The organism is Variovorax paradoxus, from assembly GCF_009498455.1.
GTDB lineage: Bacteria > Pseudomonadota > Gammaproteobacteria > Burkholderiales > Burkholderiaceae_C > Variovorax > Variovorax paradoxus_H.
The window spans coordinates 6,852,853-6,879,435 of the sequence record NZ_CP045644.1 but is presented as its reverse complement, the minus strand read 5'-3'; the positions used below and the strand labels follow the sequence as shown (position 1 = coordinate 6,879,435).

Annotated in this window: 20 protein-coding genes; 11 read left to right on the top strand and 9 right to left on the bottom strand. The window is 69.0% G+C overall.

Annotated elements, in window-relative coordinates:
- Positions 1 to 18: 18 nt before the first annotated feature.
- Positions 19 to 1,365, top strand: a complete 1,347-nt coding sequence (locus GFK26_RS31935; RefSeq protein ID WP_153285501.1) for a glycerate kinase type-2 family protein — start codon at positions 19 to 21, stop codon at positions 1,363 to 1,365.
- A 175-nt stretch (positions 1,366 to 1,540) separates the two neighbouring features.
- Entirely contained in the window at positions 1,541 to 2,983 is a 1,443-nt protein-coding gene (locus GFK26_RS31930; protein ID WP_153285500.1) for an NAD-dependent succinate-semialdehyde dehydrogenase, read from the top strand.
- Here GFK26_RS31930 and GFK26_RS31925 read toward each other — a convergent pair whose 3' ends face one another.
- The 9 genes from GFK26_RS31925 to GFK26_RS31885 all read right to left on the bottom strand — a co-directional run bounded on the left by GFK26_RS31925 (position 2,984) and on the right by GFK26_RS31885 (position 13,821).
- Entirely contained in the window at positions 2,984 to 3,700 is a 717-nt protein-coding gene (locus GFK26_RS31925) for an MgtC/SapB family protein (RefSeq protein WP_153285499.1), read from the bottom strand. It abuts the gene before it with no gap.
- Positions 3,701 to 3,789: 89 nt separating this feature from the next.
- Complete coding sequence (gene mgtA, locus GFK26_RS31920) at positions 3,790 to 6,555, bottom strand: magnesium-translocating P-type ATPase (protein WP_153285498.1); 2,766 nt, start codon at positions 6,553 to 6,555, stop codon at positions 3,790 to 3,792.
- 24 nt (positions 6,556 to 6,579) lie between these two features.
- Entirely contained in the window at positions 6,580 to 7,212 is a 633-nt protein-coding gene (locus GFK26_RS31915; protein WP_153285497.1) for a hypothetical protein, read from the bottom strand.
- Positions 7,213 to 7,539: 327 nt separating this feature from the next.
- Positions 7,540 to 7,755 carry a hypothetical protein gene (locus tag GFK26_RS31910; RefSeq protein ID WP_153285496.1) on the bottom strand — a complete coding sequence of 72 codons (216 nt, stop codon included), beginning with the start codon at positions 7,753 to 7,755 and terminating at the stop codon, positions 7,540 to 7,542.
- Positions 7,756 to 8,044: 289 nt separating this feature from the next.
- A complete protein-coding gene (locus tag GFK26_RS31905) occupies positions 8,045 to 8,323 on the bottom strand; it encodes a hypothetical protein (protein ID WP_194273990.1) in 279 nt (92 codons plus the stop codon).
- 208 nt (positions 8,324 to 8,531) lie between these two features.
- Positions 8,532 to 8,978 carry an acyl-CoA thioesterase gene (locus tag GFK26_RS31900; RefSeq protein WP_153285495.1) on the bottom strand — a complete coding sequence of 149 codons (447 nt, stop codon included), beginning with the start codon at positions 8,976 to 8,978 and terminating at the stop codon, positions 8,532 to 8,534.
- 21 nt (positions 8,979 to 8,999) lie between these two features.
- On the bottom strand, positions 9,000 to 9,998 hold the full coding sequence (locus GFK26_RS31895; protein WP_153285494.1) for a Bug family tripartite tricarboxylate transporter substrate binding protein: 999 nt from the start codon (positions 9,996 to 9,998) through the stop codon (positions 9,000 to 9,002).
- Between the two features lie 14 nt (positions 9,999 to 10,012).
- Positions 10,013 to 11,644: an indolepyruvate oxidoreductase subunit beta family protein gene (locus tag GFK26_RS31890; RefSeq protein ID WP_153285493.1), complete on the bottom strand. Its 1,632-nt coding sequence runs from the start codon at positions 11,642 to 11,644 to the stop codon at positions 10,013 to 10,015.
- A gap of 17 nt (positions 11,645 to 11,661) precedes the next feature.
- A complete protein-coding gene (locus GFK26_RS31885; protein ID WP_153285492.1) occupies positions 11,662 to 13,821 on the bottom strand; it encodes an indolepyruvate ferredoxin oxidoreductase subunit alpha in 2,160 nt (719 codons plus the stop codon).
- An 87-nt stretch (positions 13,822 to 13,908) separates the two neighbouring features.
- On the opposite strand from GFK26_RS31885, the gene GFK26_RS31880 reads away from it, so the two are divergent.
- The 9 genes from GFK26_RS31880 to GFK26_RS31840 all read left to right on the top strand — a co-directional run bounded on the left by GFK26_RS31880 (position 13,909) and on the right by GFK26_RS31840 (position 26,549).
- Positions 13,909 to 14,820, top strand: coding sequence for a LysR family transcriptional regulator (locus GFK26_RS31880; protein WP_153285491.1), 912 nt, complete (start codon positions 13,909 to 13,911; stop codon positions 14,818 to 14,820).
- A gap of 401 nt (positions 14,821 to 15,221) precedes the next feature.
- Positions 15,222 to 16,001 carry a sulfite exporter TauE/SafE family protein gene (locus GFK26_RS31875; protein WP_153285490.1) on the top strand — a complete coding sequence of 260 codons (780 nt, stop codon included), beginning with the start codon at positions 15,222 to 15,224 and terminating at the stop codon, positions 15,999 to 16,001.
- Between the two features lie 187 nt (positions 16,002 to 16,188).
- On the top strand, positions 16,189 to 17,805 hold the full coding sequence (gene xdhA, locus GFK26_RS31870; RefSeq protein WP_153285489.1) for a xanthine dehydrogenase small subunit: 1,617 nt from the start codon (positions 16,189 to 16,191) through the stop codon (positions 17,803 to 17,805).
- 2 nt (positions 17,806 to 17,807) lie between these two features.
- Positions 17,808 to 20,267, top strand: a complete 2,460-nt coding sequence (gene xdhB / locus GFK26_RS31865) for a xanthine dehydrogenase molybdopterin binding subunit (RefSeq protein ID WP_153285488.1) — start codon at positions 17,808 to 17,810, stop codon at positions 20,265 to 20,267.
- A gap of 94 nt (positions 20,268 to 20,361) precedes the next feature.
- Entirely contained in the window at positions 20,362 to 21,357 is a 996-nt protein-coding gene (locus tag GFK26_RS31860) for a LysR family transcriptional regulator (RefSeq protein ID WP_153285487.1), read from the top strand.
- Between the two features lie 77 nt (positions 21,358 to 21,434).
- Positions 21,435 to 22,832 (top strand): NCS2 family permease, encoded by a 1,398-nt coding sequence (locus GFK26_RS31855; RefSeq protein ID WP_153285486.1) that lies wholly within the window; start codon positions 21,435 to 21,437, stop codon positions 22,830 to 22,832.
- Positions 22,833 to 22,931: 99 nt separating this feature from the next.
- Positions 22,932 to 24,479 carry an ABC transporter ATP-binding protein gene (locus GFK26_RS31850; protein ID WP_153285485.1) on the top strand — a complete coding sequence of 516 codons (1,548 nt, stop codon included), beginning with the start codon at positions 22,932 to 22,934 and terminating at the stop codon, positions 24,477 to 24,479.
- Positions 24,466 to 25,626, top strand: a complete 1,161-nt coding sequence (locus GFK26_RS31845) for an ABC transporter permease (protein WP_153285484.1) — start codon at positions 24,466 to 24,468, stop codon at positions 25,624 to 25,626. Before GFK26_RS31850 ends, GFK26_RS31845 begins: the two co-directional genes overlap by 14 nt.
- 2 nt (positions 25,627 to 25,628) lie before the next feature.
- Positions 25,629 to 26,549, top strand: a complete 921-nt coding sequence (locus tag GFK26_RS31840) for an ABC transporter permease (protein WP_056574139.1) — start codon at positions 25,629 to 25,631, stop codon at positions 26,547 to 26,549.
- Positions 26,550 to 26,583 lie beyond the last annotated feature (34 nt).

Here is a 26,583-nt window from a genome sequence, read left to right as displayed (position 1 = left end):
GGAGACAACACGCAAGCCATGACCGCATCGACCTCGCCCTCAGCCATCGCCGCTACGCCCGATCCGCGCGAAGCCCCGCGCGCCTTCCTCGAACACCTGTACCGCGTGGCGGTGGACCGCGCACTGCCGCTGTCCACGCTGGGTGCGCATCTGCCCCAGCCGCCCAAGGGCCGCACCGTGGTGCTGGGCGCCGGCAAGGCCGGCGGTTCGATGGTGCAGGCGCTCGAAGCGCTGTGGCCGGCCGATGCCCCGCTGTCGGGCCTGGTCGTCACGCGCTATGACCACATTCCGCCGCGCCCCGCAGGCGTGCCGCAGCGCATCGAGCTCGTCGAGGCCGCGCACCCCGTGCCCGACGCGGCCGGCCAGCAGGCGGCCGAGCGCATCCTGGCGCTCACGCAGGGCCTCACGGCCGACGACCTCGTGCTGTGCCTCATCTCCGGTGGCGGCTCGTCGCTGCTGGTACTGCCGGCCGACGGCCTCACGCTGGCCGACAAGCAGCGCATCAACAAACAGCTGCTCGACAGCGGCGCCCACATCGGCGAAATGAACTGCGTGCGCAAGCACCTGTCGCGCATCAAGGGCGGCCGGCTTGCGGCGGCCTGCGCACCGGCGCGCGTGGTCACGCTCACCATCAGCGATGTGCCCGGCGACGACCCGGCCGTGATCGCCAGCGGCCCCACCGTACCCGACGCCACCACCTGCGCCGACGCGCTCGCCATCCTCGACCGCTACGGCATCGAGGTGCCGGCGCCCGTGCGCGCGCAGCTCGAAAGCGGCGCGCTCGAAACCCCCAAGCCCGACGACGCCGCGTTCGCCGGCCACAGCACGCACATGATCGCCACGCCGCAGCAGTCGCTCGAAGCCGCCGCCGCGGCCGCGCGCGCCGCCGGCCTCGAGGTGCACATCCTCAGCGACGAGATCGAAGGCGAATCGCGCGAAGTCGGCAAGGTGCACGGGGCGCTCGCGCGGGCCGTGGCGCTGCGCGGTGCGCCGTTTGCGCGGCCCTGCGTCATCCTGTCGGGCGGCGAAACCACGGTCACCATCCGCCCGCGCCAACCCGGCCAGGCCAAGGGCCGCGGCGGGCGCGCCGGCGAGTTCTGCATGGGCCTGTCGGGTGCGCTCATGGGTCAGCCGCAGGTGTGGGCGCTGGCCGCCGACACCGACGGCATCGACGGCGTGGAAGACAACGCCGGCGCCTTCGTCACGCCCGACACCCTGGCGCGCGCCACGGCGCAGGGCAAGAAGCTCTCCGACCACCTCGACCGCAACGACGCCTACGGCTACTTCGACGCCATCGGCGACCTGTTCGTGACCGGTCCGACGAACACCAACGTCAACGACTTCCGCGCGATCCTCGTGCTGTAGGCGTGCTCAGGCCTCCAACGGGGCCGCGGGCAAGCTTTGTGAACTCAGGTTAATCTACGGCCCCCGGCGGCGCTTGGCCGCCGTTGTCGCATGCCCACCCCCACGGGGTGCCGCGCCGCGCGCCCGATTTCCCGTTTCGTTTTCACCATCCAGTCCTCGAAGGAAAGAGTTCGCCATGACCGCCACCTACACCGACACCCGCCTGCTGATCGACGGCCAATGGGTCGACGCCGCCGACGGCAAGACGCTCGACGTGCTGAACCCCGCCACCGGCAAGGCCATCGGCAAGGTGGCGCACGCCAGCATCGTCGACCTCGACCGTGCCCTGGCCGCCGCCCAGCGCGGCTTCGAAGCCTGGCGCGACACGCCCGCCAACGAACGCGCCGCCGTGATGCGCCGCGCCGCCGGCCTGATCCGCGAACGCGCCCTGGACATCGCCAAGCTGCTGACGCAGGAGCAAGGCAAGCCGCTGGGCGAAGCCAAGGTCGAAATGATGGCCGCCGCCGACATCATCGAGTGGTTCGCCGACGAAGGCCGCCGCGTGTACGGCCGCATCGTGCCCTCGCGCAACCTGGCCGCGCAGCAGCTGGTCATCAAGGAGCCGGTCGGCCCGGTCGCGGCCTTCACGCCGTGGAACTTCCCCGTCAACCAGATCGTGCGCAAGCTCGGCGCCGCGCTCGCCACCGGCTGCTCCTTCCTGGTGAAGGCGCCCGAAGAAACCCCGGCCTCGCCGGCCGCGCTGCTGAAGGCCTTTGTCGACGCCGGCATTCCGGGCGGCGTCGTGGGCCTCGTGTTCGGCAACCCCGCGGAAATATCGAGCTACCTGATCGCGCACCCGATCATCCGCAAGGTCACGTTCACCGGCTCCACCCCGGTCGGCAAGCAACTGGCCGCGCTGGCCGGTTCGCACATGAAGCGCGTCACGATGGAACTGGGCGGTCATGCCCCGGTGATCGTGGCCGAAGACGCCGACGTGGCACTGGCCGTCAAGGCCGCCGGTGCCGCCAAGTTCCGCAACGCGGGCCAGGTCTGCATCTCGCCGACCCGCTTCCTGGTGCACAACAGCCTGCGCCATGAGTTCGCGAGCCTGCTGGTCAAGCACGCCGAAGGCCTGAAGATGGGCGACGGCCTGGCCGAAGGCACCAACCTCGGCCCGCTGGCCAACGCCCGCCGCCTCACGGCCATGGCCCACGTGCTGGAAGACGCGCGCAAGAAGGGCGCCACCATCGCGACCGGCGGCGACCGCGTCGGCGACACCGGCAACTTCTTCGCGCCCACCGTCATCACCGACGTGCCGCTGGACGCCGACGTGTTCAACAACGAGCCCTTCGGCCCCATCGCCGCGATCCGCGGCTTCGACACGCTCGAAGAAGCCATCACCGAAGCCAACCGCCTGCCTTTCGGCCTGGCCGGCTATGCCTTCACCAAGTCGATCAAGAGCGCGCACCTGCTGAGCCAGAAGCTCGAGCTCGGCATGCTGTGGATCAACCAGCCCGCCACGCCTTCGCCGGAAATGCCGTTCGGCGGCGTGAAGGATTCGGGCTACGGTTCGGAAGGCGGTCCCGAGGCGATCGAGGCGTACTTGAACACCAAGGCTGTTTCGATCCTCGGCGTTTAACTAGTCTTCGGCGGAGGCGTTCCAGAACGCCTGCTGGACACCTTCCAGCGTTTCCAGCTCTGCAATCACCTGGTCGAGCTCTTCGGGCTCGACCGCGGTGGCGTAGAGCGTCGCAGCAATCTCCGTGTCGGCCTGCCCGAAGGCGTGTTGGTCGATGTCGCGCACCGGGTAGTTCGCGGCTTCCAGTTGCACCAGCAGCTGGTCCATCACCTCGGGCCGCGCCGCGCGTGAGCAGATCACGCGCACCGTGTACGTCGCCTCGCTCGATTCCTCGTGCACCGGGCGGCGGTTGATGCGGTTCACCACCGGGCGCAGCAACGTGTTGCTCGCGAGCACGAAGAGTGCCGCGATCAGCGCTTCGCCCAGCAGGTTGGCGCCCGCGCAGGCGCCCACCGCAGCCGAGCCCCACAGCGTGGCCGCCGTGTTCAGGCCCGTGATGTTGGCGCCTTCTTTCATGATCGCGCCCGCGCCCAGGAAGCCGATGCCCGAGACCACGTAGGCGACCACGCGCACCGAGCCGTCGGGGCCGCCCAGGCGGGCCGCCATGTCGACGAACACGGCGGCGCCCACGGCCACGAGTGTGTTGGTGCGCAGCCCCGCGGTGCGCTGGCGCATCTGGCGTTCGAAGCCGATCAGCGAGCCGAGCAGAAAGGCCGCGCCCACACTGATGAAGGTGTTCAGCAGCGAAGGCAGGTTGATGTTGCGGATGGCTTCCATGAGTGATCCTCCTGATCTTCTGTGTGCGGCGCAGGGTAGCGGCCTTGTGTGACAGCCGCAATCCTGCGTTCGCCGGGTGATGCCTGTTCTTATTGCCAGCCGTACCTGCGCGCGTACCAGCCCTTCACCGCCTGCGTCAGCGTCGCGTAGCCGACCAGCATCAGCACCAGCCACGGGAAGTACGAGAGCGGCAGCGCCTGCAGCTTGAAGTAGTGCGCCAGCGGCCCCATCGGCAGCCAGATGCCGACTGCGGCAATCGCCGCGCCCATGGCCAGCAGCGGCCAGGCCGCACGGCTTTGCAAAAACGGAATCTTGCGCGTGCGGATCAGGTGCACGATGAGCGTCTGCGACAGCAGGCCCTCGATGAACCAGCCCGACTGGAACAGCGTCTGGTGCTCCGGCGTGTTGGCCGCGAACACGAACCACATCACGGTGTAGGTGAGGATGTCGAACACCGAGCTCAGCGGCCCGAAGAACACCATGAAGCGGCCCAGGTCGGCCGGGTTCCAGCGCTGCGGCGTCTTCAGGAATTCCTCGTCCACGTTGTCGAACGGGATCGCGATCTGCGACACGTCGTACAGCAGGTTCTGCACCAGCAGGTGCAGCGGCAGCATCGGCAGGAAGGGCAGGAACGCACTGGCCACCAGCACCGAGAACACGTTGCCGAAGTTCGAGCTGGCCGTGATCTTGATGTACTTGAGCATGTTGGCGAAGGTGCGGCGGCCTTCGATCACGCCTTGCTCCAGCACCATCAGGCTCTTCTCGAGCAGGATGATGTCGGCCGATTCCTTGGCCACGTCCACCGCACCGTCCACCGAGATGCCGATGTCGGCGGCGCGCAGCGCGGGCGCGTCGTTGATGCCGTCGCCCATGAAGCCGACCACGTGGCCGTTGGCATGCAGCGCCTGCACGATGCGCTCCTTGTGCGCGGGCGTGAGCTTGGCGAACACCTGGCGCATTTCCACCACCTGCCGCAGCTCGGCCTCGTTCATGCGCTCGACCTCGTGGCCCAGCACCATGCGCCCGGCGTCGATGCCGACATCGCCGCAGACCTTGCGCGTGACCAGCTCGTTGTCGCCGGTCAGCACCTTCACCGCCACGCCGTGCGCGGCCAGAGCCAGCAGCGCGGGCGCAGTCGATTCCTTCGGCGGATCGAGAAAGGCCACGTAGCCCAGCAGCGTGAGCCCCGCTTCGTCGGCCACGCTGTAGGCCGGCTTGCGCGCGTCGGCATGCAGCGTGCGGCTGGCCACCGCCACCACGCGCAGGCCCTGGGCATTGAGCTCCGAGGCCACGCGGTGGATGCGCGCCATCACGTCGGCGTCGAGCGCGAGCACTTCGGCACCGCGTTCGACCGAGGTGCACACCGACAGGATCTCTTCGAGCGCGCCCTTGCAGATCAGCAGGTGCTCGTCGTCGCCGTGCGCCACCACCACCGACATGCGGCGGCGCGAGAAATCGAAGGGCACCTCGTCGACCTTGCGCCAGCGGGTCTGCAGCTGCGCGTCGAGCTGCACTTCGGCGTGGCTGAGCACGGCCTTGTCGAGCAGGTTCTTCAGCCCGGTCTGGTGAAAGCTGTTGAGGTAGGCCTGCTGCAGCACGTGGTCGGAGTCTTCGCCCCAGGCGTTGGTGTGGCGTTCGAGCACGATGCGGTCCTGCGTCAGCGTGCCGGTCTTGTCGGTGCACAGCACGTCCATCGCGCCGAAGTTGTGGATGGCTTCGAGGCGCTTCACGATCACCTTCTGGCGCGACATCACGACCGCGCCCTTGGCCAGCGTGGCCGTCACGATCATCGGCAGCATCTCGGGCGTGAGACCGACCGCGATCGACAGCGCGAACAGCGCCGCCTCCCACCAGTCGCCCTTGGTCACGCCGTTGATCACCAGCACCAGCGGCGCCATCACCAGCATGAAGCGGATCAGCAGCCAGCTCACGCGGTTGATGCCGGCCTGGAAGGCGGTGGTGCCTCGGTAGTTCGCGCTCACGCGCTGTGCCAGCGCGCCGAAGAAGGTGCGCTCGCCCGTGTGCACGATCACGGCCGTGGCGGTGCCGCTGATCACGTTGGTGCCCATGAAGAGCAGGTTGTCGCGCTCCAGCACGCCGGCCTGGTGGTCGGCCGCGGTGGCGGCGAACTTCTCCACCGGCATCGATTCGCCGGTGAGCGCCGACTGGCTGATGAACAGGTCTTTCGCCGAGAGCAGGCGCGCATCGGCCGGGATCATGTCGCCGGCCGACAGCGCGATCACGTCGCCGGGCACGAGGTCGCGCATCGGCACTTCCATGCGCTGCGTGCCGGCGTTCGCGAGGTCGAAGCCGTCGTCACTTGCGCGTCCGGCCTTCTCGCCGGGCGCGGGGCGCAGCACCGTCGACGTGTTGCTGACCATCGCCTTGAGCCGGTCGGCCGCCTGGTTGGAGCGCGACTCCTGCAGGAAGCGCAGCACGGTCGACAGCAGCACCATGCTGCCGATCACCACCGTGGCCTTCGTGTCCTCGGTGATGTAGGAGACCAGCGCGAGCACCGTCAGCAGCAGGTTGAAGGGGTTGCGGTAGCACTGCCACAGGAGGTTCCACCACGGCAGCGGCTGCTCGTGGCGCACCTCGTTGCTGCCCAGCCGCTTGCGCAGCGCCAGCGCCTGCGCTTCGGTCAGGCCTTGCGTCGAGCTGTCCAGGCGCACCAGCACTTCGCCTGCGTCGGTGTGCGAGGCGGCGGCCAGCGCCTTGGCGATCTCGGGCGGCATCGCGGCCGAGCCGAGGCTGCTGGGCTTGGCGCTCAACAGCGTCTGCCAGCGCTCGAAGTGATGCAGCATGTGCCGGCTGCGCAGGAAGCTTTCGAAAAAGGACTTCAGGACGTTCTTCATTTTTCTTCTCCTGTGTGGGGGCGCTCAGCGAGCGAACGCCCAGGTGAGGCCCAGCGTCCAGCCGCGCGGGCCGCCGTGGCGCAGGTCGCGTGCGTGGCTGAGATCGACGTTGACCGACGGGCTGGCCGTCCAGCGCAGGCCGGCGCGCCAGGCGTTGCGTCCGCCTTCGCGGAAGCGCTCGGCCACGAGCGACAGCGCGGGCAGTGCGGCCCATTCGAGCGCCGCGCCCGAGTGGCTGGTGCTCGGCTGTGCGCGATGGAAGTCGCGCCCCAGGTTCAGGTGGGCGCGCCATGCGTCGTCGAACTGCCAGGTGACGGGGATCACCACGCTGCTGTCGGTGAGGCGCAGCGAGGCGCGGTCTTCTGTGCTGCGTTGCCACGTGGCCGAGGCCAGCACGCCGGTGCTCAGCGTGTCGGTGAGCGCAAAGGCCCACTTGATCTGCGGGCCGGCGCGCACGGTGCGGCCGTCGGCGTTGCGCTCACGTTCGAGGTTCAGGCCCAGCTCGACCGGGCCGACACGGCAGGCCGGGCCGACATGCACGAGGCGCTGGCCGCCCCAGGTCTCGATCTGGCACTGGCCCGGATCGAGGATGGCGGCGTCGTCCACCGCATGGTGTCCGCCAGCGGCGTGGGTCTGTGCGGCGGCCAGGCCGCACAAGGTCGCGAGCCAGGCGTGGCTGGGTGCGGGGCGGCGGAAGGGAAGGGGCGGGCGGTGGAACGGGCGGCCGTGGCCGTCCGCACGACACGCCGCAGGCGTTCGCGGGTCATGGGCGTTTTTCCTTCGGGTGCGGCGCGCCGCGAAGGAAGAAACGCCCGTGACGACGTGCTTACTCAGCAGTCAGACGGCGGCGCTCCTCCGCAGCGCGGCAGGCTGCGAGGTGAATGGGGGATCGGTCGGGCATGGAAGAAGGCGGCGCACAGCGGCGCAAGCGAGGGTCCGGGTCCATGGGGGCCTCCTGTTCGGTGAGAGTGGCAGGGGCGGGCTTCAGCGGCGCGTCGTGCCGTGGCCGGGCTGTTCGAGCAACAGCAGGAAGCTGCGGATGCGGCGCGTGGTCCACAGCGCGGCGGCGCGGTCCAGGGCCTGCTCGTCGTCGAGGTGCGGTGCGGGGCTCACGCGTGCAGGCGCAGCGGCGTGCGCCGACGGGCGACCGTGCGACGGTCGCGTCTGCGGATGCAACGGACGAATTTGAAACTGGCGCATGACAAGGCTCCTTCACGCTGAAGGGCCTCGCGCACGGACGCACGCAAGCTGACTGACAAAGTCAGCGACGAAGAACAACGGGAATCGGTAGGGGGAGCCGCTTGCCCGTGGGGCAAGGGGTTCGCGCTGCGGACACGGCGGCCGCAAGCGCGGGAGCTGCCTGCGCTAGAGGGCCGGGGGTGTCACGCCTGCCGAGGCACGCGTCTTGTCACTGATCCAACTGGCACTGTCCACGCACGGGGCTCCGAAATGATGATTTCCGGATTGTTGCACCGCATCATTGCCAGCGTCAACCCTTGGCCTGGAGCGAGAGGCTGCGCCGGGGTCGCGCGGCGTGGAGCTGGGCCTCGGTCGCGCTGCGTTCGATGGGGCTCGGAAACCAGCGGTAGATGTTCGAGTCGCCGCGCCAGCCGTCGCCGAAGCGCACGAACAGGAAGCCCGAGATGGCATTGCCCAGGTCGTCCACCGGAATGCCCGCGGCGCGCAGGGCCGCCACTTCTTGCGCGGCGCTCATGTCGAAGGGCAATTTCAGCGTGATGCTCGCGCTGTGAAGGCTGGGTCGGGGCATCGTGACTCCTCTGCATGGACCAAGGGCCGTAGTGAAGCGCAAGAAGTTGTGTCAGGCGATACCGAAGATATGGGAGCCTTCGCAGGAGGGCGGCGCTGTCGGCCTCTGCGCCCATGGTGCATCCCCTGACGGGGGGATGCCATGGGCAGGACGGCCTATGCCGATGTGCCTGTCCGCCGATGCAGCCTGAGCCTGCGGGCCCTGCTGCTCAGCCCGTGCAGAGCGCGCGGATCGTTGGCGGAATCGGCACCGCGCGGATGCCGCCGCCTTCGCGCTTCGCAGCAAAGATCCGCACCTCTTCGCATTCGAGGATCAGGTCGTCGCCGCGCGTCACGCGGTAGGTCTGCACGAAGCTCTTGTCGCGCCATTCGGTGATGCGCACCGCGATCTGCAGCGTGTCGCCGTAGCTGGCCGCCTTGACGAAGCGCGTGTGCGTGTCGACCAGCGGCGTGCCGATCACGCCCAGCGTCTGCGCGGTTTCTTCCCAGCGCGGCACGCCGCACTCGGCAAAGAAGTGGCGCGAAGCCGCGTCGATCCAGCGGAAGAAATTGGGAAACCAGACGATGCCGGCCGGGTCGCAGTCGCCGAACTCGACGCGCGCGGTGTAGACGACTTCCTTGCCGGAAGCGTCGGGAGAAGACGTGGTGCTGTTCATCCGTCGATTGTCCTAGGCCCGTCAGTCGGCCTTGATGCCGCGCTCGCGGATCAGCGCGCCGAAGCGCTGCGAGTCGGCTGCCGCGCGGCGCTGGAAGTCGGCCGGCGTGCCCGGCGCCGGTTCGCCGCCGATGGCCGCGATGCGCTCCTTCACTGCGGGCAGCGCGAGCGCGCGGTTGATCTGCGTGTTGAGCTGCGCCACCACCTCGGGCGGCGTGCCGGCCGGTGCGTAGAAACCGAACACCGTGTCGGCGTCGAAGCCGCGCAGGCCGGCCTCGTCGAGCGTGGGCACGTCGGGGAACTGCGACGAGCGGTGCGGGCTGCCCACGGCCAGCAGCTTCAGCTTGCCGGCGCGCACCTGGTTCAGGCCGATGCCGGGGTCGAAGGCGTAGTCGATCTGGCCGGCCAGCAAATCCTGCAGCGCGGGTGCGGCGCCGCGGTAGGGCACGTGCAGCGCGAACAGGCCGGCCTGGCTCTTGAACATCTCGCCCGCCAGGTGCGGCGAGCTGCCGTTGCCCGGCGAACCGTACGAGAGCTTGCCGGGGTTGGTCTTGAGGTAGGCCATGAACGACTTCACGTCGGTCGGCGGCAGCGAAGGCCGCGTGACCAGAAACACTAGCACGCGCGCGGCGGCGGCCACGGGCATCAGGTCCTTCGCGGGGTCGAAGCTCATGCGCGCATACAGGTGCGGGTTCACCGACACCATGCCGCCCGAACTCATGAGCAGCGTGTAGCCGTCGGCCGCCGCGCGCGCCACGGCTTCGCCGCCGACGTTGCCGTTGGCACCGCCGCGGTTCTCGATCACGACGGGCTGCTTCAGCGCCTCCTGCAGCGGCTGCGAGATGGCGCGCGCAAGCTGGTCGGCCGCGCCGCCGGCCGGGAAGTTGACGATCACCTTGATGGGCTTGGACGGCCAGGTGTCGGCGTGCACGGCAGGCGCGCACAAGGCGGTGCTCGCCAATGCGAGCGCCAGCAGCAGGCGGCGCGATGTCGACGGGGCAGCGGTGGGGCGTGGGGTCATGGTTCTTTGTCTCCTCAGGTCGTGGTCGTTGTCTTGGGCTGCTTCATCCAGCGGATGGGTTGCGCCTGCACCGGGCGCGGCGCGGCGCCGTGGCGCGTGAGCGCGGCGTCGAGCGCCTTGCCGCCTTCGTCCGCGAGCGCGGCCTCGCGCGCCGCGGCAATCGCCTCGGCGCGCGCGGTGGGCTCCAGCGTGGCGCGGCCCGCGAGTTCGTCGATCACGTGCAGCAGGTTGTGCTTGCCGCGCTCGTTGGTGCTGCCGTAGCCCTTGATGAGCCGGCCGCACAGCGCCAGCTCGCGGCCCAGTGCCCAGTGCGTGCGCGTGCCGGTCTCGACGGCGGCGAGCCAGCGTTCGATCAGCGCCTGCTCTTCGGCAAAGCGGCTGCCGCGCCGGCGCAGCCAGGTGAGCGAGGCCAGCACGCGCAGCGAGGCCATGCCGAGCACCGAATGGCTGCCCACTTGCAGCGGCAGCGCCCACGGCGCCAGTCCGCGCGACTGGCGGCCACGGTCCCATGCCGTCACACGGCGCGCGAGCGACGGCGGCAGCAGCGCCGCGAACTCGGGTGCGCCGGGCTTGAAGTGGTCGAAGACCTTCACGATGTCTTCGTCGCCCGCGCGCACTTCCTGGCGCACGCGGCGCGCGCGGCTGGCGCGGCCCTTCAGCGCGGCCACGCGCACGATGTCGTCGAAGGCCATCCACAGCGCCAGCCAGCGCGCCATTTCGCGCGTGACTGCGAAGCCCTGCGCGCCCGACGGATCGGCGGCGCGCTCGGCCTCGAGCACCCGCGCGAGGCGCTCGGCGTACAGCGCGGCGTAGGCGCCGTCCTGGTAGTCGCGCACCCGCGCATGGCCGAGCGCGAGCATGTCGTGCACGGCCGGCGGAAAGCGGCGCGCCACGTCGTCGGGCAGCGCCTGCGGTGTCGGGGGTGCGTCGCGCGTGTCGTCGCTGGCCAGCACGCCCTGCACGAAGGCGGCCTGGGCACGCGGCGCGCGCACGGCCTCGAAGGCGGCGGCAAAGCCGCGCAGGCTGGCGGCGGCCATCTTGCCGAGCTTGTCGGGCGCGGCCGCGTCGCCGCCGCGCACCGCGCGTTCGTAGGCTTCGCGCGGAAACGGGAAGAGGCCGCTGCCCGCGATCGCGCCCAGCATCACGGCGCTGACCACCGTGCCGGCCTCGCGCGCCATGCCGCCCATGTCGAGCACGTGGTGCTCGCGGCTGAAGGCCTTGACCACGTCGATCAGGCGCTGCGCGTCGGCGCGGCCGTCGCCGGGCACCATGCGCTCGGCCGTGGTGAGCACGCGCGCCGACGAGCTGATGACCAGCGTGCGCAGCGGCGCGCTCATGCCGTTGCCGATCTGGCGCGTGGTCTCCAGCAGCTCCGACGAGACGATCGCGTCGAGCGCGCCCGGCACGGGGCTCAGGCTGAACACCGGGCGCCGCCCGCCGAGTTGCGCCATCGGCACCGGGAACACCTCGATGTAGTAGGTGGTGGCGCCGGTGCGCTGCGCCACGCCGGGGATCGACGTGCTCTGCGCCGCGTAGCCTGCGTGCCGCGCGGTGTCGACCAGCCATTCGGTGAGCACGCCGCCGCCTTCGCCGCCGAGGGCGCAGACGAGCAGGGTCAACGGGCGGTTCTGTCGGTTCTGTTCCATGTCTCGGTTCTTTCTTCTCATGCGGGCCGCAGCGCGCCGACGATCGCGCCGCGCAGGCCGTGCAACAGGCGTTCGTGCCATTTCGGGTTCTGCACCACCTCGGCCCGGTAGAAGCTCGGGCACAGCGTGGCCGCGTGCGCGTTGGCGCCGCACAGGCCGCAGCCCACGCAGCCGTCGATGACCACGGCCACCGGGTCGACCTTCAGCGGATCGGGGTTGTCCTTCAGCGTGAGCGTGGGGCAGCCCGACAGGCGAATGCAGGCGTGGTCGCCGTTGCACACGTCCTCGTCGACGCCGTACTTCACGCGCACCACGCGCTTGCCTTTTTTCAGCAGGCCGGCGATCCACGGCTTGATGCGGCGCTGCCGCTCCAGCTGGCACTCGCCCTCGGCGATCACCACCTTCAGGCCGTTGAAGTCGCTCGTGAGCGCTTCGGTGAGCGTCTTGCGCATGCGCTCCACGTCGTAGGTGGTGACGGTGCGCATCCACTTCACGCCCAGGCCCGTGAGCGTGGCCTCGATGGTCTGGTTCTTGTCGACCAGGCTCTGCTGCTTGTCGACGGCGCGTTCCTTGATCTCGTCGTCGGGCGTGGAGATGATGTCCTGCGTGCCGGTGGCCGAGGTGTAGCCGTTCTTGAAGATCAGCAGCACCGCGTCGTCGTCGTTGAACAGCGCGCTCTGCACGCCCGTGAGCAGGCCGTTGTGCCAGAAGCCGCCGTCGCCCATGATCGACAGCGTGCGCCGGTTCATCATCGGCGCCACGCCCGCGCGGCTCGCCAGGCTCATGCCGTAACCGAGGATCGAGTGGCCCATCGAAAACGGCTCGAAGGTGCCGAAGGCGTGGCAGCCGATGTCGGCTGCGATGTGCACCGGCCCCGTCTCCTGCTGCGCGAGCTTGAGCGCCGAAAACACCGGCCGCTCGGGGCAGCCTACGCAAAAGCTCGGCGGGCGGTTGGGCAGCGGCGCATCGAGCCGGCGCGCCACCGCCTCCCGGCGTTCGCGGTTGCCCGCTAGCCAGGCCTGCGCCGACGCGGCGGCTTCGCTCGCGCCGAGGTAGCGCTCGGCAAAGGCCGCGAGACCCCCCGACAGCACCTCCACGCCGTACTCGCCGGCCTGCGGCAGCAGGTCCTTGCCGTGCAGCGGCGTCTGGATGTCGCGGCGGCGCAGCAGCGTGGCGATGTCCTGCTCGATGTACTCGGGCTGGCCTTCTTCCACCACCAGCACCGCGCGCTTGCCGATGCAGAAATCGGCCACCTGCTCGGGCACCAGCGGATACGTCACGTTGAGCACGAGGATCGGGATGTCGGTGTCGCCGAAGGCATCGGCCAGGCCCTGCTGCTGCAGGCTGCGGATCAGCGCGTTGTACAGGCCGCCCTGCACCACGATGCCCAGGTCGGGGTGACGCTGGCCGGGCATCAGCTCGTTGAGGCCGTTCGCCACGATGTGGCGGCGCGCCGCCGGCATGCGCTCGTCGCCCTTGAGCTTCTCGTGGCGGAAGGTGACGGGCGGGTGCGCCAGGCGCATGTAGTCGAAGCCCGCGGGCTCGTCCATCAGCGCGCGCGTCGACACGGCGGGCGCGATGTTGTCCTTGCAGTCGAAGCTGCCGCGCACGTGGCAGGTGCGGATGCGCAGCTCCATCAGGCAGGGCATGTTCGACGCCTCCGACAGCTGGAAACCCTGCTCGACCATGCGCACCATCACGCCCAGGTCGGGCCGCGGATCGAGCAGGCACATGCTCGACTTGAGCGCGTAGGCGTGCGTGCGCTCCTGGATCACGCTGGCGCCTTCGCCGTAGTCTTCGCCCACCACGATCAGCACGCCGCCGGTCACGCCGGGCGACGACAGGTTCGACAGCGCATCGGCCGCCACGTTGGTGCCGACGATCGATTTCCAGGTGACCGCGCCGCGCAGCGGGTAGTGAATCGACGCGCCGAGCATCGCCGCCGCCGAGGCCTCGTTGGAGCAGGCCTCGACGTGCACGCCCAGCTCGTCCATGTACGCCTTGCCCTGCACCATCACGTCCAGCAGGTGCGACACCGGCGCGCCCTGGTAGCCGCCGACGTAGGCCACGCCCGACTGCAGCAGGCCCTTGGTGATCGCGAGGATGCCCTCGCCGTGGAAGGTGTCGCCCGCGCCCAGGCGCAGCATTTCCACTTCCTTGCTGAATGAAACTTCCATCGTGTCTCGTGCTTCTTGTCGTGAGGAGAACGCGGGAGTGTGGGCGGGCCTGCGTCATACTTCAATGCAATGAGCCAGCTATCGAATATGAATAGCGTGCATATCGACGCGGTCGATCTCAACCTGCTCCGGTTGTTCGACGCCGTCTACCGCACCCGCAACGTGAGCCGCGCCGCCGAGGCGCTGGGCCTCACGCAGCCCGCGGCCAGCCACGGCCTCACGCGCTTGCGGCTGCTGCTGGGCGACGCGCTGTTCACGCGCAGCCTCGGCGGCGTTGCGCCCACGCCGCGCGCCGAGCGGCTGGCCGTGCCCGTGCAGTCGGCGCTGGCCATGTTGCAGCAGGCGCTGAGCGAGCCCGAGCGCTTCGAGCCCGCCGCCTCGCGCAAGCTGTTCCGCATCCACATGAGCGACATCGGCGAGGGCCGCTTCCTGCCTGCGCTGATGGCGCGGCTGCGCGAGCTGGCGCCGGGCGTGCGCGTGGAGACCCTGCCGCTCGCCCCGGGCGACATTGCCACCGCGCTCGACAGCGGCAAGGTCGATTTCGCCTTCGGCTTTTTGCCGCACGTGGAGGACACCCAGCGCGCCCAGCTGCTGAAAGACCGCTACATCGTGCTGCTGCGCCACGACCATCCCTTCGTGAAGCGCCGGCGCAGCGGCCAGGCGCTGCTCGCCGCGCTGCACGAACTCGACTACGTGGCCGTGCGCACCCATGCCGACACGCTGCGCATCCTGCAGCTGCTGAACCTCGAAGACCGGCTGCGCCTGACGACCGAGCACTTCATGGTGCTGCCCGCCATCGTGCGCGCCACCGACCTCGCGGTCGTGATGCCGCGCAACATCGCGCGCGGCTTCGCGGCCGAAGGCGGCTACGCCATCGTCGAGCCGCCGTTCCCGCTGCGCGACTTCACGGTGTCGCTGCACTGGAGCAAGCGCTTCGAGGCCGACCCGGGCAACCGGTGGTTGCGGCAGGTGATCGTGGCCTTGTTCTCGGAGCGCTGATCGAGTTATCCAGGGCGACGCTCCCGCCGACGGGGTACCTTGCTCCGCGAATGTCCTCCGGCCTGCGGCCTCCCCCTTAATTTCGCTGCGCAAGGCACCCCATCGACGTGAGCGTTTTCAGTGCGGTCGTTGATCGGGCCAGCACTACGACAGCGCTCGGCGTGCGCAGGGCACTGGGTGCTTCCCGCAGCGAAATCAAGGGGGAGGCCGAAGGCCGGAGGACATTCGCGGAGGGAAGTACCCGGTGGCCTGGGCACGCGCCCCGAACACACGCGTTATTCTCAAGCGCTCCCGCCTCGCGCCTAAGTCCCCGATCCCCGTCCGCATGTCCGTCCCGCATCCCCGTTCCTCCGCCTCCTTCCAACGTCCCGCCAGCCTCGGCGCGCACTGACGGCATCGAGGTGCAAGCGATTCTTTCCGGGGCCGTCCCGGTCCTGATCTTCATGGCCTGCGTGGGCCTGGCCACCTATGCGCAGAACCTCACGGGCTTTGCGTTCAGCCTCATCCTGCTGGGCCTCGTGTCAGTGTTCGACATCGCCAGCGTGAACGATGCGGCCAATGCCGCGACCGTGCTGAGCCTCCTCAATGCCTGGACCTACTTTCGCGCGCGCCCCGGCCCCGTGCCCTGGCAGCTCATGAAGCCCGCGCTCAACGGCAGCACCGTCGGCGTCATCGTCGGGCTCATGCTGCTCGTGTGGCTCAGCGGCAGCGCCGTGGACTGGCTGCGGGGCCTGCTGGGCGTGTCGATCCTGATCTGCGCCGTGCTGCTCTTGCTGCAGGGCAAGCCGCTGCCCGCCGTGTCGGGCCGCACCAGCTTCGCCCTCATCGGCGGGCTCTCGGGCGTGCTGGGCGGGCTGTTTTCCGCCTCCGGCCCGCCCATCGTCTTCCACATGTACCGCCAGCCGCTGGACCGCGAACTCGTGCGCCGCGCGCTGCTGCTGATGTTCGCCTTCAACTCGCTCGTGCGGCTCGTCATCGTGGTGCCCACCGGCCACTTCTCGTGGCACTCGGCGCTGCTCGCCGGCTGCGCCATGCCCGTGGTCTACGCCGCGACGCGGCTGCACCACCGCCTGCCCAACAAGCTGCAGCCGCGCACCTTGCAATGGCTGGTCGCCGGGCTGTTGTTTGTGGCCGGCGTGACGCTGCTCGCCACCGCCTGGACCGCGATCGCGAACGCCTGAAAAAAGGCTGAAAACCCTCGGCTTCCGGCGTGGCCCGGGAATTGCAGCGTCAATCCAAGGGTTTCCCCGGACGTGGCATACCGACCCTCACATACGCGTTATGGGCGTGCCCGTATGCAAGACCCCACGCAAGCCGCTAACGTCCATGACTGGCCCACGACGGGCCGCCCACGAGCCTGAAAAAAGCATGAGCACCGAGAGCAGCAGCACACCGATTCAACCGATCCGCTTCTTCCATCGCGGAAAGATCGTCGACGTCAGCGGGGTCCATCCGACCCGCTCCGTTCTCGACTGGCTGCGCGAAGACGCACGCTGCACCGGCACCAAGGAAGGCTGCAACGAAGGCGACTGCGGCGCCTGCACCGTCGTCATCGGCGAGCTGGCCACCGACGCCCACGCACCCGGCGCGGTCGACGGCCTGCAGCTGCAGACCGTCAACGCCTGCATCCAGTTTCTGCCCACGCTGCATGGCAAGGCGCTGTTCACGGTCGAAGACCTGAAGGGCCAGTGCGCATCGCAGTGCAAGCCCAAGACGGAACCCACCGCCAAGCACGCCGTCCATCCGCTGCACCCCGTGCAGCAGGCCATGGTCGACTGCCACGGCTCGCAGTGCGGTTTCTGCACCCCGGGCTTCGTGATGTCGCTGTGGGCCACCTACGAACACCACCAAGCCGAGGGCACGCAGCCCACGCGCCAGCAGCTGGCCGACGACCTGTCGGGCAACCTCTGCCGCTGCACCGGCTACCGCCCGATCCTCGATGCCGGCCAGCGCATGTTCGACCTGCCGGCCGTGCGCCTGGACACCGCGCCCGTGGTGGCCGCGCTCACCGCGCTGAAGAACGACGGCCTCGACTACGCGGCCCCGCTCGGCGCCCGCATCGACCACTTCCACGCGCCCAAGACCATCGCCCAGCTCGCCGCACTGCGCGTGCAGAAGCCGGGCGCGCAGCTGCTCGCGGGTTCGACCGACGTCGGCCTGTGGGTCAACAAGCAGTTCCGCGACCTCGGCGACATCATCTATGTCGGCGACGTGGCCGAAATGAAGACGGTGGAAGAGCGTGCCGACGAGCTCTACATCGGCGCCGGCGCGTCGCTCGAAGCCGCCTTCGGCGCGCTGGTCGAGCGCGTGCCCAGCCTCGCCGACGTGTGGCTGCGCTTTGCCTCGCCGCCGATCCGCCATGCCGGCACCATGGGCGGCAACGTCGCCAACGGCTCGCCCATCGGCGATTCGCCGCCGGTGCTCATGTCGCTCGACGCGCAGATCGAGCTGCGCCGCGGCGACACCGTGCGCCGCATGCCGCTGCCCGAGTTCTATCTCGACTACATGAAGAACCAGCTGCAGCCCGGCGAGTTCGTGCAGGGCCTGGCCGTGCCGCTGGCGGCCATGCGCCGCCAGGTGCGCGCCTACAAGATCAGCAAGCGCTTCGACTGCGACATCTCGGCGCTGTGCGCGGGCTTCGCCATCGAACTGGAAGCCGACGGCAGCGACACCGTGAAGGCCGTGCGCCTGGCCTTCGGCGGCATGGCCGCCACCGTCAAGCGCGCCGCCAATGCCGAAGCGGCGCTCGTCGGCAAGCCCTGGACGCAGGCCAGCGTGGCGACCGCCAAGCTGGCGCTGGCGCAAGACTTCAAGCCGCTGTCGGACATGCGGGCCTCGGCCGACTACCGCCTGCAGGTGGCGCAGAACCTGATCCAGCGCCTGTGGCTCGAAACCCGCACGCAGGACGCGCTGTCCCTCGAGGAAACCAGCGTGTGGAGCGTGATGCCCCATGTCGTTGCCAAGGTGGCGGCGGAAGGACTCTGACCATGAACAAACCCATCGACGCCCGCCTGCTGCAGCCCGCCGAGGCCTTTGCCGACTACCTGAAGAACACCGCCGCCCGCATCGACGTGGGCGCCGAAGCGCTGGCGCACGACCGCGGCATGCGCGTGGGCATCAGCCGCCCGCACGAGTCGGCGCACCTGCACGTGGCCGGCGAGGCCACCTACATCGACGACATTCCCGAACTCGCCGGCACGCTGCATTGCGCGCTGGGCCTGTCGCCCGTGGCCAACGGCCGCGTGACGGCGCTGTCGCTCGACGCCATCCGCGCCATGCCCGGCGTGGTCGCAGTGCTCACCGCCGACGACATCCCCGGCACCAACGACTGCGGTTCGATCGTCCATGACGACCCGATCCTGCTGCCCGTGAACGACGGCGGCCAGATCCGCTACCTCGGCCAGCCCGTGTTCGCCGTGATCGCCGAGACCCGCGATGCCGCGCGCCGCGCCGCCGCGAAGGCCAAGGACGCGATCACCCTCGAGGCGCAGCCGCCCGTGATCACGCCGCAGGACGCGCATGCGCGCGGCCAGTACGTGGTGCCTCCGATGCACATCGTGCGCAGCGGCGGGGCCGCCAACGAAGGCGACGAGGCCGCCGTGCGCGCCGCCATCGCGAAGGCGCCGCACCGCCACAGCGCCACGCTCGACGTGGGCGGGCAGGAACAGTTCTACCTCGAAGGCCAGATCAGCTACGCCATTCCGAAAGAGGGCGGCACGCTGCACATCCACTGTTCGACGCAGCACCCGAGCGAGATGCAGCACCTGGTGGCGCATGCGCTGCACCTGTCCTCGAACGAAGTGCATGTCGAATGCCGGCGCATGGGCGGCGGCTTCGGCGGCAAGGAATCGCAGTCGGCGATCTTTGCCTGCGTGGCGGCCATTGCGGCGCGCCAGCTGCAGCGCCCCGTGAAGCTGCGCCTGGACCGCGACGACGATTTCATGATCACCGGCCGTCGCCACTGCTTCTGGTACGAGTACGACGTGGGCTACGACGACGAGGGCCGCATCCTCGGCGCGGAGATCACCATGGTCTCGCGCGCCGGCCATTCGGCCGACCTGTCGGGCCCGGTGATGACGCGCGCGCTGTGCCACTTCGACAACGCCTACTGGCTGCCCAACGTGAGCATGCACGGCTTCTCGGGCAAGACCAACACGCAGAGCAACACCGCGTTCCGCGGCTTCGGCGGCCCGCAGGGCGCCATTGCCATCGAGAACATCATGGACTCGGTGGCCCGTGAATTGAAGCGCGACCCGCTCGACGTGCGGCGCGTCAACTTCTACGGCAAGGGCGAGAACAACGTCACGCCGTACCGCCAGACCGTGACCGACAACATCGTCCACGAACTCGTGGCCGAGCTGGAAGCCACCAGCGACTACCGCCTGCGCCGCGAAGAGATCGCCGCCTTCAACAAGAAAAGCGTCGTGCTCAAGCGTGGCCTGGCGCTGGCGCCGCTGAAGTTCGGCATCTCGTTCAACGTGAAGCACTTCAACCAGGCCGGCGCACTCGTGCACGTGTACACCGACGGCTCGATCCTCGTGAACCACGGTGGCACCGAAATGGGCCAGGGCCTGAACACCAAGGTGGCGCAGGTGGTGGCGCACGAGCTGGGTGTGAGCTTCGAGCGCGTGCGCGTCACCGCGACCGACACGACCAAGGTGGCCAACACCTCGGCCACGGCCGCATCGACCGGCGCCGACCTGAACGGCAAGGCCGCGCAGGATGCCGCGCGCCAGATCCGCGAACGCCTGGCCGCCTGCGCCGCCGAGCGTCACGGCGGCAACGCCGCCGACGTGCGCTTTGCCAACGACCAGGTCGAAGTGAACGGCCGCACGCTGGCCTTCAGCACTGTCGTGGGCGAGGCCTACCTCGACCGCAAGCAGCTCTGGTCCGACGGCTTCTACGCCACCCCCGGCCTGAGCTGGGACAAGGACAAGATGCAGGGCCGCCCGTTCTACTACTACGCCTACGGCGCGGCGGTGAGCGAAGTGGTGGTCGACACGCTCACCGGCGAATGGAAGCTGCTGCGCGCCGACATCCTGCACGACGCGGGCAAGTCGCTGAACCCGGCCGTGGACATCGGCCAGGTCGAGGGCGCCTTCATCCAGGGCATGGGCTGGCTCACGACCGAAGAACTCGTGTGGCATCCGGCGAGCGGCAAGCTCACCACGCACGCGCCCAGCACCTACAAGATCCCGACGGCCAACGACTGCCCGCCGGTGTTCAACGTGCGCCTGTTCGAGGGCCAGAACGTCGAAGACTCGATCCACCGCAGCAAGGCCGTGGGCGAACCGCCGCTGTTGCTGCCGTTCTCGGTGTTCTTCGCGATCCGCGATGCCGTGTCGGCCGCGGGCGGGCACCGGGTCGATCCGCCGCTGAAGGCGCCGGCCACGAGCGAATCCATCCTCCGCGCCCTGACCGCGGTGCAGGCAGCCTCTGGCGAATGAGCACCGGCCGTGCTCGCACGGTCCGAGCGTCCTTCCGTTCTCCAAATGTTGCGCTGTATAACTGTTCGCACAGACAAGAAAGGTGTGAACAGCCATGAGAGACCAGGCGCTTTTCGACAAGATCGATCTTCATCTCATACGGGTGCTTCATACCGTGCTGACCGACCGCAGCGTCTCGCGCGCCGCCATCCGCCTGGGCATGTACCAGCCGGCCGTCTCGGCCGCGCTGAAGCGCCTGCGCGAGCTGTCGGGCGACCCGCTGCTGGTGCGCTCGGGCTCGGGCATGGTGCCGACCGACGCGGGGCTGCGCATGATCGAGCCCGCGGCCAGCATTCTTCGGGCGGCCGAGATGCTGTTCTCGGATGCGCGGGGCTTCGAGCCGCAGTCGGCGGCCACCACCTTCCGCATCGCGGCCAGCGACTACATGGACCCGCTGTTCCTGCCGCTGCTGGTGGCGCAGGTGAAGCGCGAGGCGCCGCTGTGCCAGATCGAGATCCACGCGCTCTCGCCCGATTCGGACTACCACGGGCACCTGGCGCTCGGGCAGGTCGACCTGGTGATCGGCAACTGGCTCAAGCCGCCGGAAGACCTGCACATGGCGCGCCTCTTCGGCGACGAGGTGGTGTCGCTGGTCAATCAGGACCATCCGGCCGTGCGCCGCGGGTGGGACCTGGAAACCTGGCTCGCGGCCGAGCACATCGCGCCCACGCCCATGCACCCGGGCGGGCGCGGCATCATCGACCAGATGCTCGACGAGCTGGGCCGGCAGCGCAACATCACGGCGCGCTGCGCGCACTTCAGCCTCATTCCCGACATGGTGGCGTCGAGCCTGCTGGTGCTGACCACCGGGCGCCAGTACTGCGAGCGCTTTGCCGCACGGCTGCCCCTGAAGATCCTCGAGTGCCCGGCCGCCTTGCCGCGCCTCATGTACTACCAGCTCTGGCACGAACGCACGCATTCGTCGAGCTCTGCGCGCTGGCTGCGCGAATGCATCAAGGGCGTGGCGGCGTCGCTGCGGCCCGGCTTCGATGCCGCACCTGCTGCCGCCGCGCGAACCCTGCCGGCTGAGCCGATTCCCGATCCTCCCTGAGCCCTCCGTCGCGCCGGCGTCGCGACCGAGGCAACGATGAACAAAACCGCCACATACAACAGCTGGAGACAAGCGAAATGAACAGGTATGAAGAGGTGCCCAAGGCCACCACTCCCCGGGCCGCCGGGGCCACCGAGGCGGCACCGTTGCGTGCGGCCGCCGCACCGGCCAACACCGGTCTGCTGGAACGCTTTTTCAAGCTGAGCGAGCACAACACCACCGTGCGCACCGAAGTCATCGCAGGGCTGACGACCTTCCTGACGATGGCCTACATCATCTTCGTGAACCCGTCGATCCTCGGAGACGCGGGCATGCCCAAGGGCGCCGTCTTCGTCGCCACCTGCCTGATCGCAGCCATCGGCACGTTGATCATGGGCCTGTACGCCAACTACCCGATCGCCATGGCGCCGGGCATGGGCCTGAACGCCTACTTCGCCTACGTGGTCGTGCTCGGCATGGGCTACACGTGGCAGGTCGCGCTGGGCGCGGTGTTCATCTCGGGCTGCCTCTTCTTGATCGTGACGGTCACCGGGTTGCGGGAGCTGTTCATCGCGGGCATACCGCAGTCGCTGCGAACGGCGATCACCGTGGGCATCGGCATGTTCCTGGCGCTCATCGCGCTGAAGAGCGCGGGCATCGTCGCCGCCTCGCCGGCCACCTTCGTCACGCTGGGCGACCTGCACTCGGCGCCCGTGATCCTGGCGACCATCGGCTTTCTCGTCATCGTGGCGCTCGATCGGTTGAAGGTGCGCGGGGCGATCCTGATCGGGATCATGCTGGTGACGGTGCTGTCGTTCTTCTTTGGCGGCAACAAGTTCCACGGCGTGTTCGATGCGCCGCCGTCCATCGCACCGACCTTCATGCAGCTGGACATCCTCGGCGCGCTCAAGGGCGGCATCCTCAACGTGGTGCTGGTGTTCTTCCTGGTCGAGATGTTCGACGCCACCGGCACGCTGATGGGCGTGGCCAAGCGCGCGGGCCTCCTGGTGCCCGGCAAGATGGAGCGCATGAACAAGGCGCTCTTGGCCGACAGCGGCGCGATCTTCGCGGGCTCGCTGCTCGGCACTTCGAGCACCACGGCGTATGTGGAGAGCGCAGCCGGCGTGCAAGCGGGTGGCCGCACCGGCCTCACGGCCGTGGTGGTGGCGGTGCTGTTCCTGGCCTGCCTGATGATCTCGCCGCTGGCGGGCTCGGTGCCGGCCTACGCCACCGCACCGGCGCTGCTCTTCGTGGGCTGCCTGATGCTGCGCGACCTGGTCGAGCTCGACTGGGAAGACACGACCGAGGTGATCCCGGCTGCCGTCACGGCGCTGGCCATGCCCTTCACCTACTCGATCGCCAACGGCCTGGCCTTCGGCTTCATCACCTACGCCGTGCTCAAGCTGTGCACCGGCCGGGCACGGGAAGTGCATGCGATGGTCTGGGTGATCGCGGCGATCTTCCTGTTCAAGTTCGCCTACATCGGCGGACACTGAACCGAGCGCCGTCGGGCGCCGATGGTCGCGGGGGCGCTATTAAACTCATAGCTGTCCCCGCTTGTTGCAGTTGAACGAGACAAACCCACGAAACCCGGCATGACAACCCCCAGACTCCAGCTGGCGCACATCACCAAGCGGTACCCCGCGGTGGTGGCCAACAGCGACATCTCCCTGGCCGTGCAGCCCGGCGAAATCCATGCCGTGCTCGGAGAGAACGGTGCGGGCAAATCGACCCTGATGAAGATCATCTACGGCTCGGTCAAGCCCGACGAAGGCACCGTCACCTTCGACGGCCAGGCGGTCAACCTGCGCAACCCGCAGCAGGCGCGCGCGCTAGGCATCAGCATGGTGTTCCAGCACTTCAGCCTGTTCGACACGCTCACGGTGGCCGAGAACGTCTGGCTGGGCCTGGACAAGTCGCTCGCGCTCGCCGAAGTGGCCCGCAGCATCACGGCCAAGGCCAGCGAGTACGGCCTGGACATCGACCCCGCGCGCCCCGTGCACACGCTGTCGGTGGGCGAGATGCAGCGCGTGGAGATCATCCGCGCGCTGCTCACCAACCCCAAGCTGCTCATCCTCGACGAACCGACCTCGGTGCTCACGCCGCAGGCGGTCATCCGCCTGTTCGGCGTGCTGAACAAGCTGGCCTCGGAAGGCTGCAGCATCCTGTACATCAGCCACAAGCTGCACGAGATCCAGGAGCTGTGCACCGCCTGCACCGTGCTGCGCGGCGGCAAGGTCACAGGTGTGTGCAACCCGCGCAACGAGAGCACCGAATCGCTCTCGCGCCTCATGATCGGCAGCGAGCCGCCGCCGCTGCAGCACCGCCCGCTGCATGCCGGCGCGGTGGCGCTGCGCGTGCAGGGCCTGAAGCTGGCGCGCGAAGACCAGTTCGGCGTCGACCTGGACGGCATCTCGTTCGACGTGCGCGCGGGCGAGGTCGTCGGCATCGCCGGCGTCTCGGGCAACGGCCAGAAGGAACTGCTGTACACGCTCTCGGGCGAGGACGTGCGCGCCGAGCCCGCCATGGTGCGCGTGTTCGACCAGCCGGCCGGTCGGCTGCGCCCGCGTGCGCGGCGCGCGCTGGGCCTGCATTTCGTGCCCGAGGAACGGCTGGGGCGCGGCGCCGTGCCCACGCTGGGCCTGGCGCACAACCTGCTGCTCACGCGCAGCAATGCGGTGGGCAAGGGCGGCTGGATCCGCACCGCCGAACTCGACAAGCAGGCGCGTTCCATCATCGAGCGCTTCAAGGTGAAGGCCGGCGGCCCGAACGCGGCGGCGCGTTCGCTGTCGGGCGGCAACCTGCAGAAATTCATCGTCGGCCGCGAGATCGACGCCAACCCCAAGCTCTTCATCGTCTCGCAGCCGACCTGGGGCGTGGACGTGGGCGCGGCCGCGCTCATCCATGCCGAGATCCTCGCGCTGCGCGACGCCGGCTGCGCCGTGCTCGTGATCAGCGAGGAGCTCGACGAACTGTTCAACATCTGCGACCGGCTGCACGTGATTGCCAAAGGGCGGCTGTCGCCCTCGATCGACCGCGCGGCGGCCACGCTGCCGCAGATCGGCGAATGGATGAGCGGCCTGTGGCCGCAGATGCAGCCTGACAAGAACAACAAGAAGGAGGGCGCGCATGCTCAAGCTTGAACCCCGCCCGGAGCTGTCGCGCTTCTGGAGCTTTGCCTCGCCGATCCTGGCGCTGCTGATCACCGTGCTCATCGGCGTGGCGCTGTTCGCCGCGCTCGGCAAGGACCCGGTCAAGGGTCTGCAGGTGTTCTTCTACGAACCGATCAAGAGCGGCTACGCCATCGGCGAGCTGATGGTGAAGGCCACGCCGCTGCTCATCATTGCACTCGGCCTGGCCGTGTGCTTTCGCTCCAATGTGTGGAACATCGGCGCCGAAGGGCAGTTCGTCTGTGGCGCCATCGCGGCGGGCGGCGTGGCGCTGCTGGCCGACAAGAGCACCGGCAGCTGGATCGTCGTGGCCATCTTGCTGGCGGGCATCGCCGGCGGCATGGTGTGGGCGGGCATCGTCGCGTTCCTGCGCGACAAGTTCAACGCCAACGAAATCCTCGTGAGCCTGATGCTGGTCTACGTGGCCACGCTGATGTTGAGCTACCTGGTCTTCGGCCCCTGGAAAGATCCGCAGGGCTACAACTTTCCGCAGACCAAGACCTTCGAGGCGGTGACGCAGATACCGCGGCTCATGAAGGGCTCGCGCGTGTCGATCGGGCTGATCATCGCGCTGGTCGGCGCGGGCGCGCTGTGGGTGTTTTTGTTCCGCACGCGGGCGGGCTTCGCGCAGCAGGTCGGCGGGCTGGCGCCCGCGGCGGCGCGCTATGCCGGCTTCTCGGCACGCCGCGCCGTGTGGATCGCGCTGCTCACCTCGGGTGGCGCGGCCGGCCTGGCGGGCGCGCTCGAAGTGGCAGGACCCATCGGCCAGCTCACGCCGTACGTGCCCGCGGGCTACGGCTTCGCAGCCATCATCGTGGCCTTCGTCGGGCGGCTGCATCCGGTGGGCATGATCTTCTCGGCCATCCTGATGAGCATGTTCTACATCGGCGGCGAACTCGCGCAGTCGCGCCTGGGCCTGCCGAAGTCGCTCACCGGCGTGTTCCAGGGCCTGCTGCTGTTCACGCTCTTGGCCTGCGACACGCTCATCGCCTACCGCATCCGCCGCAAGGCCGGCGCCAAGGCCGCGACCGCCACCATGACCACGGCCTCGCTGCAGGCCAGCACGCCGATCACCGCACCTGTACAGGCCACGACACGCGCCACCGAAGGGGGTCACTGACCATGGAAAGCTACGCACTCCTGCTGGGCTCGACCCTGAGCGCGGGCACCGTGCTCGCCATCGCGGCGCTGGGCCTGCTGATCAACGAGAAGGCCGGCATCGTCAACCTCGGCGCCGAGGGCATGATGCTGTGCGCCGCCATCGCGGGCTTTGCGACGGTGGTCATCACGCACAACCCCTGGCTCGGCTTTTTGGCCGGCATGGCGGCCGGTGCGCTGCTCGCCGCGTTCTTCGGCGTGCTCGTGATCTGGCTCAACACCAACCAGTACGCGACGGGCCTGGCGCTGAGCCTGTTCGGCGTCGGCTTCTCGGCCTTCGCCGGCATCAGCTTCGTGCAGGCCAAGCTGCCCGAGAGCACGCCCTTCGCCATTCCCGTGCTGGCCGACATTCCGCTGGCCGGCCCGGCGCTGTTCCGGCATCACCCGATGGTGTACGTGGCCGTGCTGCTGACCATCGGGCTCATCTGGTTCTTGTACCGCACCCGCGCCGGCCTCGTGCTGCGTTCGGTGGGCGAGTCGCCCGAGTCGGCGCATGCACTGGGCTACCCGGTGCGGCGCATCCGCTTCCTCGCGGTGATCGCGGGCGGCGCGCTGTGCGGGCTGGCGGGCGCGTACCTGTCGACCGTGTACACGCCGCTGTGGGTCGAAGGCATGGTTGCCGGCCGCGGCTGGATCGCGCTGGCGCTGACCACCTTCGCCACCTGGCGGCCCATTCGCGTGCTGCTCGGCGCCTACCTGTTCGGCGGTGTTTCGATGCTCGGTTTTCACCTGCAGAGCAGCGGTGTCGACGTGCCCTCGCAGTTCCTCAGCATGGCCCAGTACATCGCGCCGATCGTGGTGCTGGCGCTGATCTCGCGCAACCCCGCCTTCATCCGCATCAACATGCCGGCGTCGATGGGGAAACCGTTCTACCCCGGCTCATAATCGCGTTCTCGTTTTTTTGCCAACCCGTCCTTTT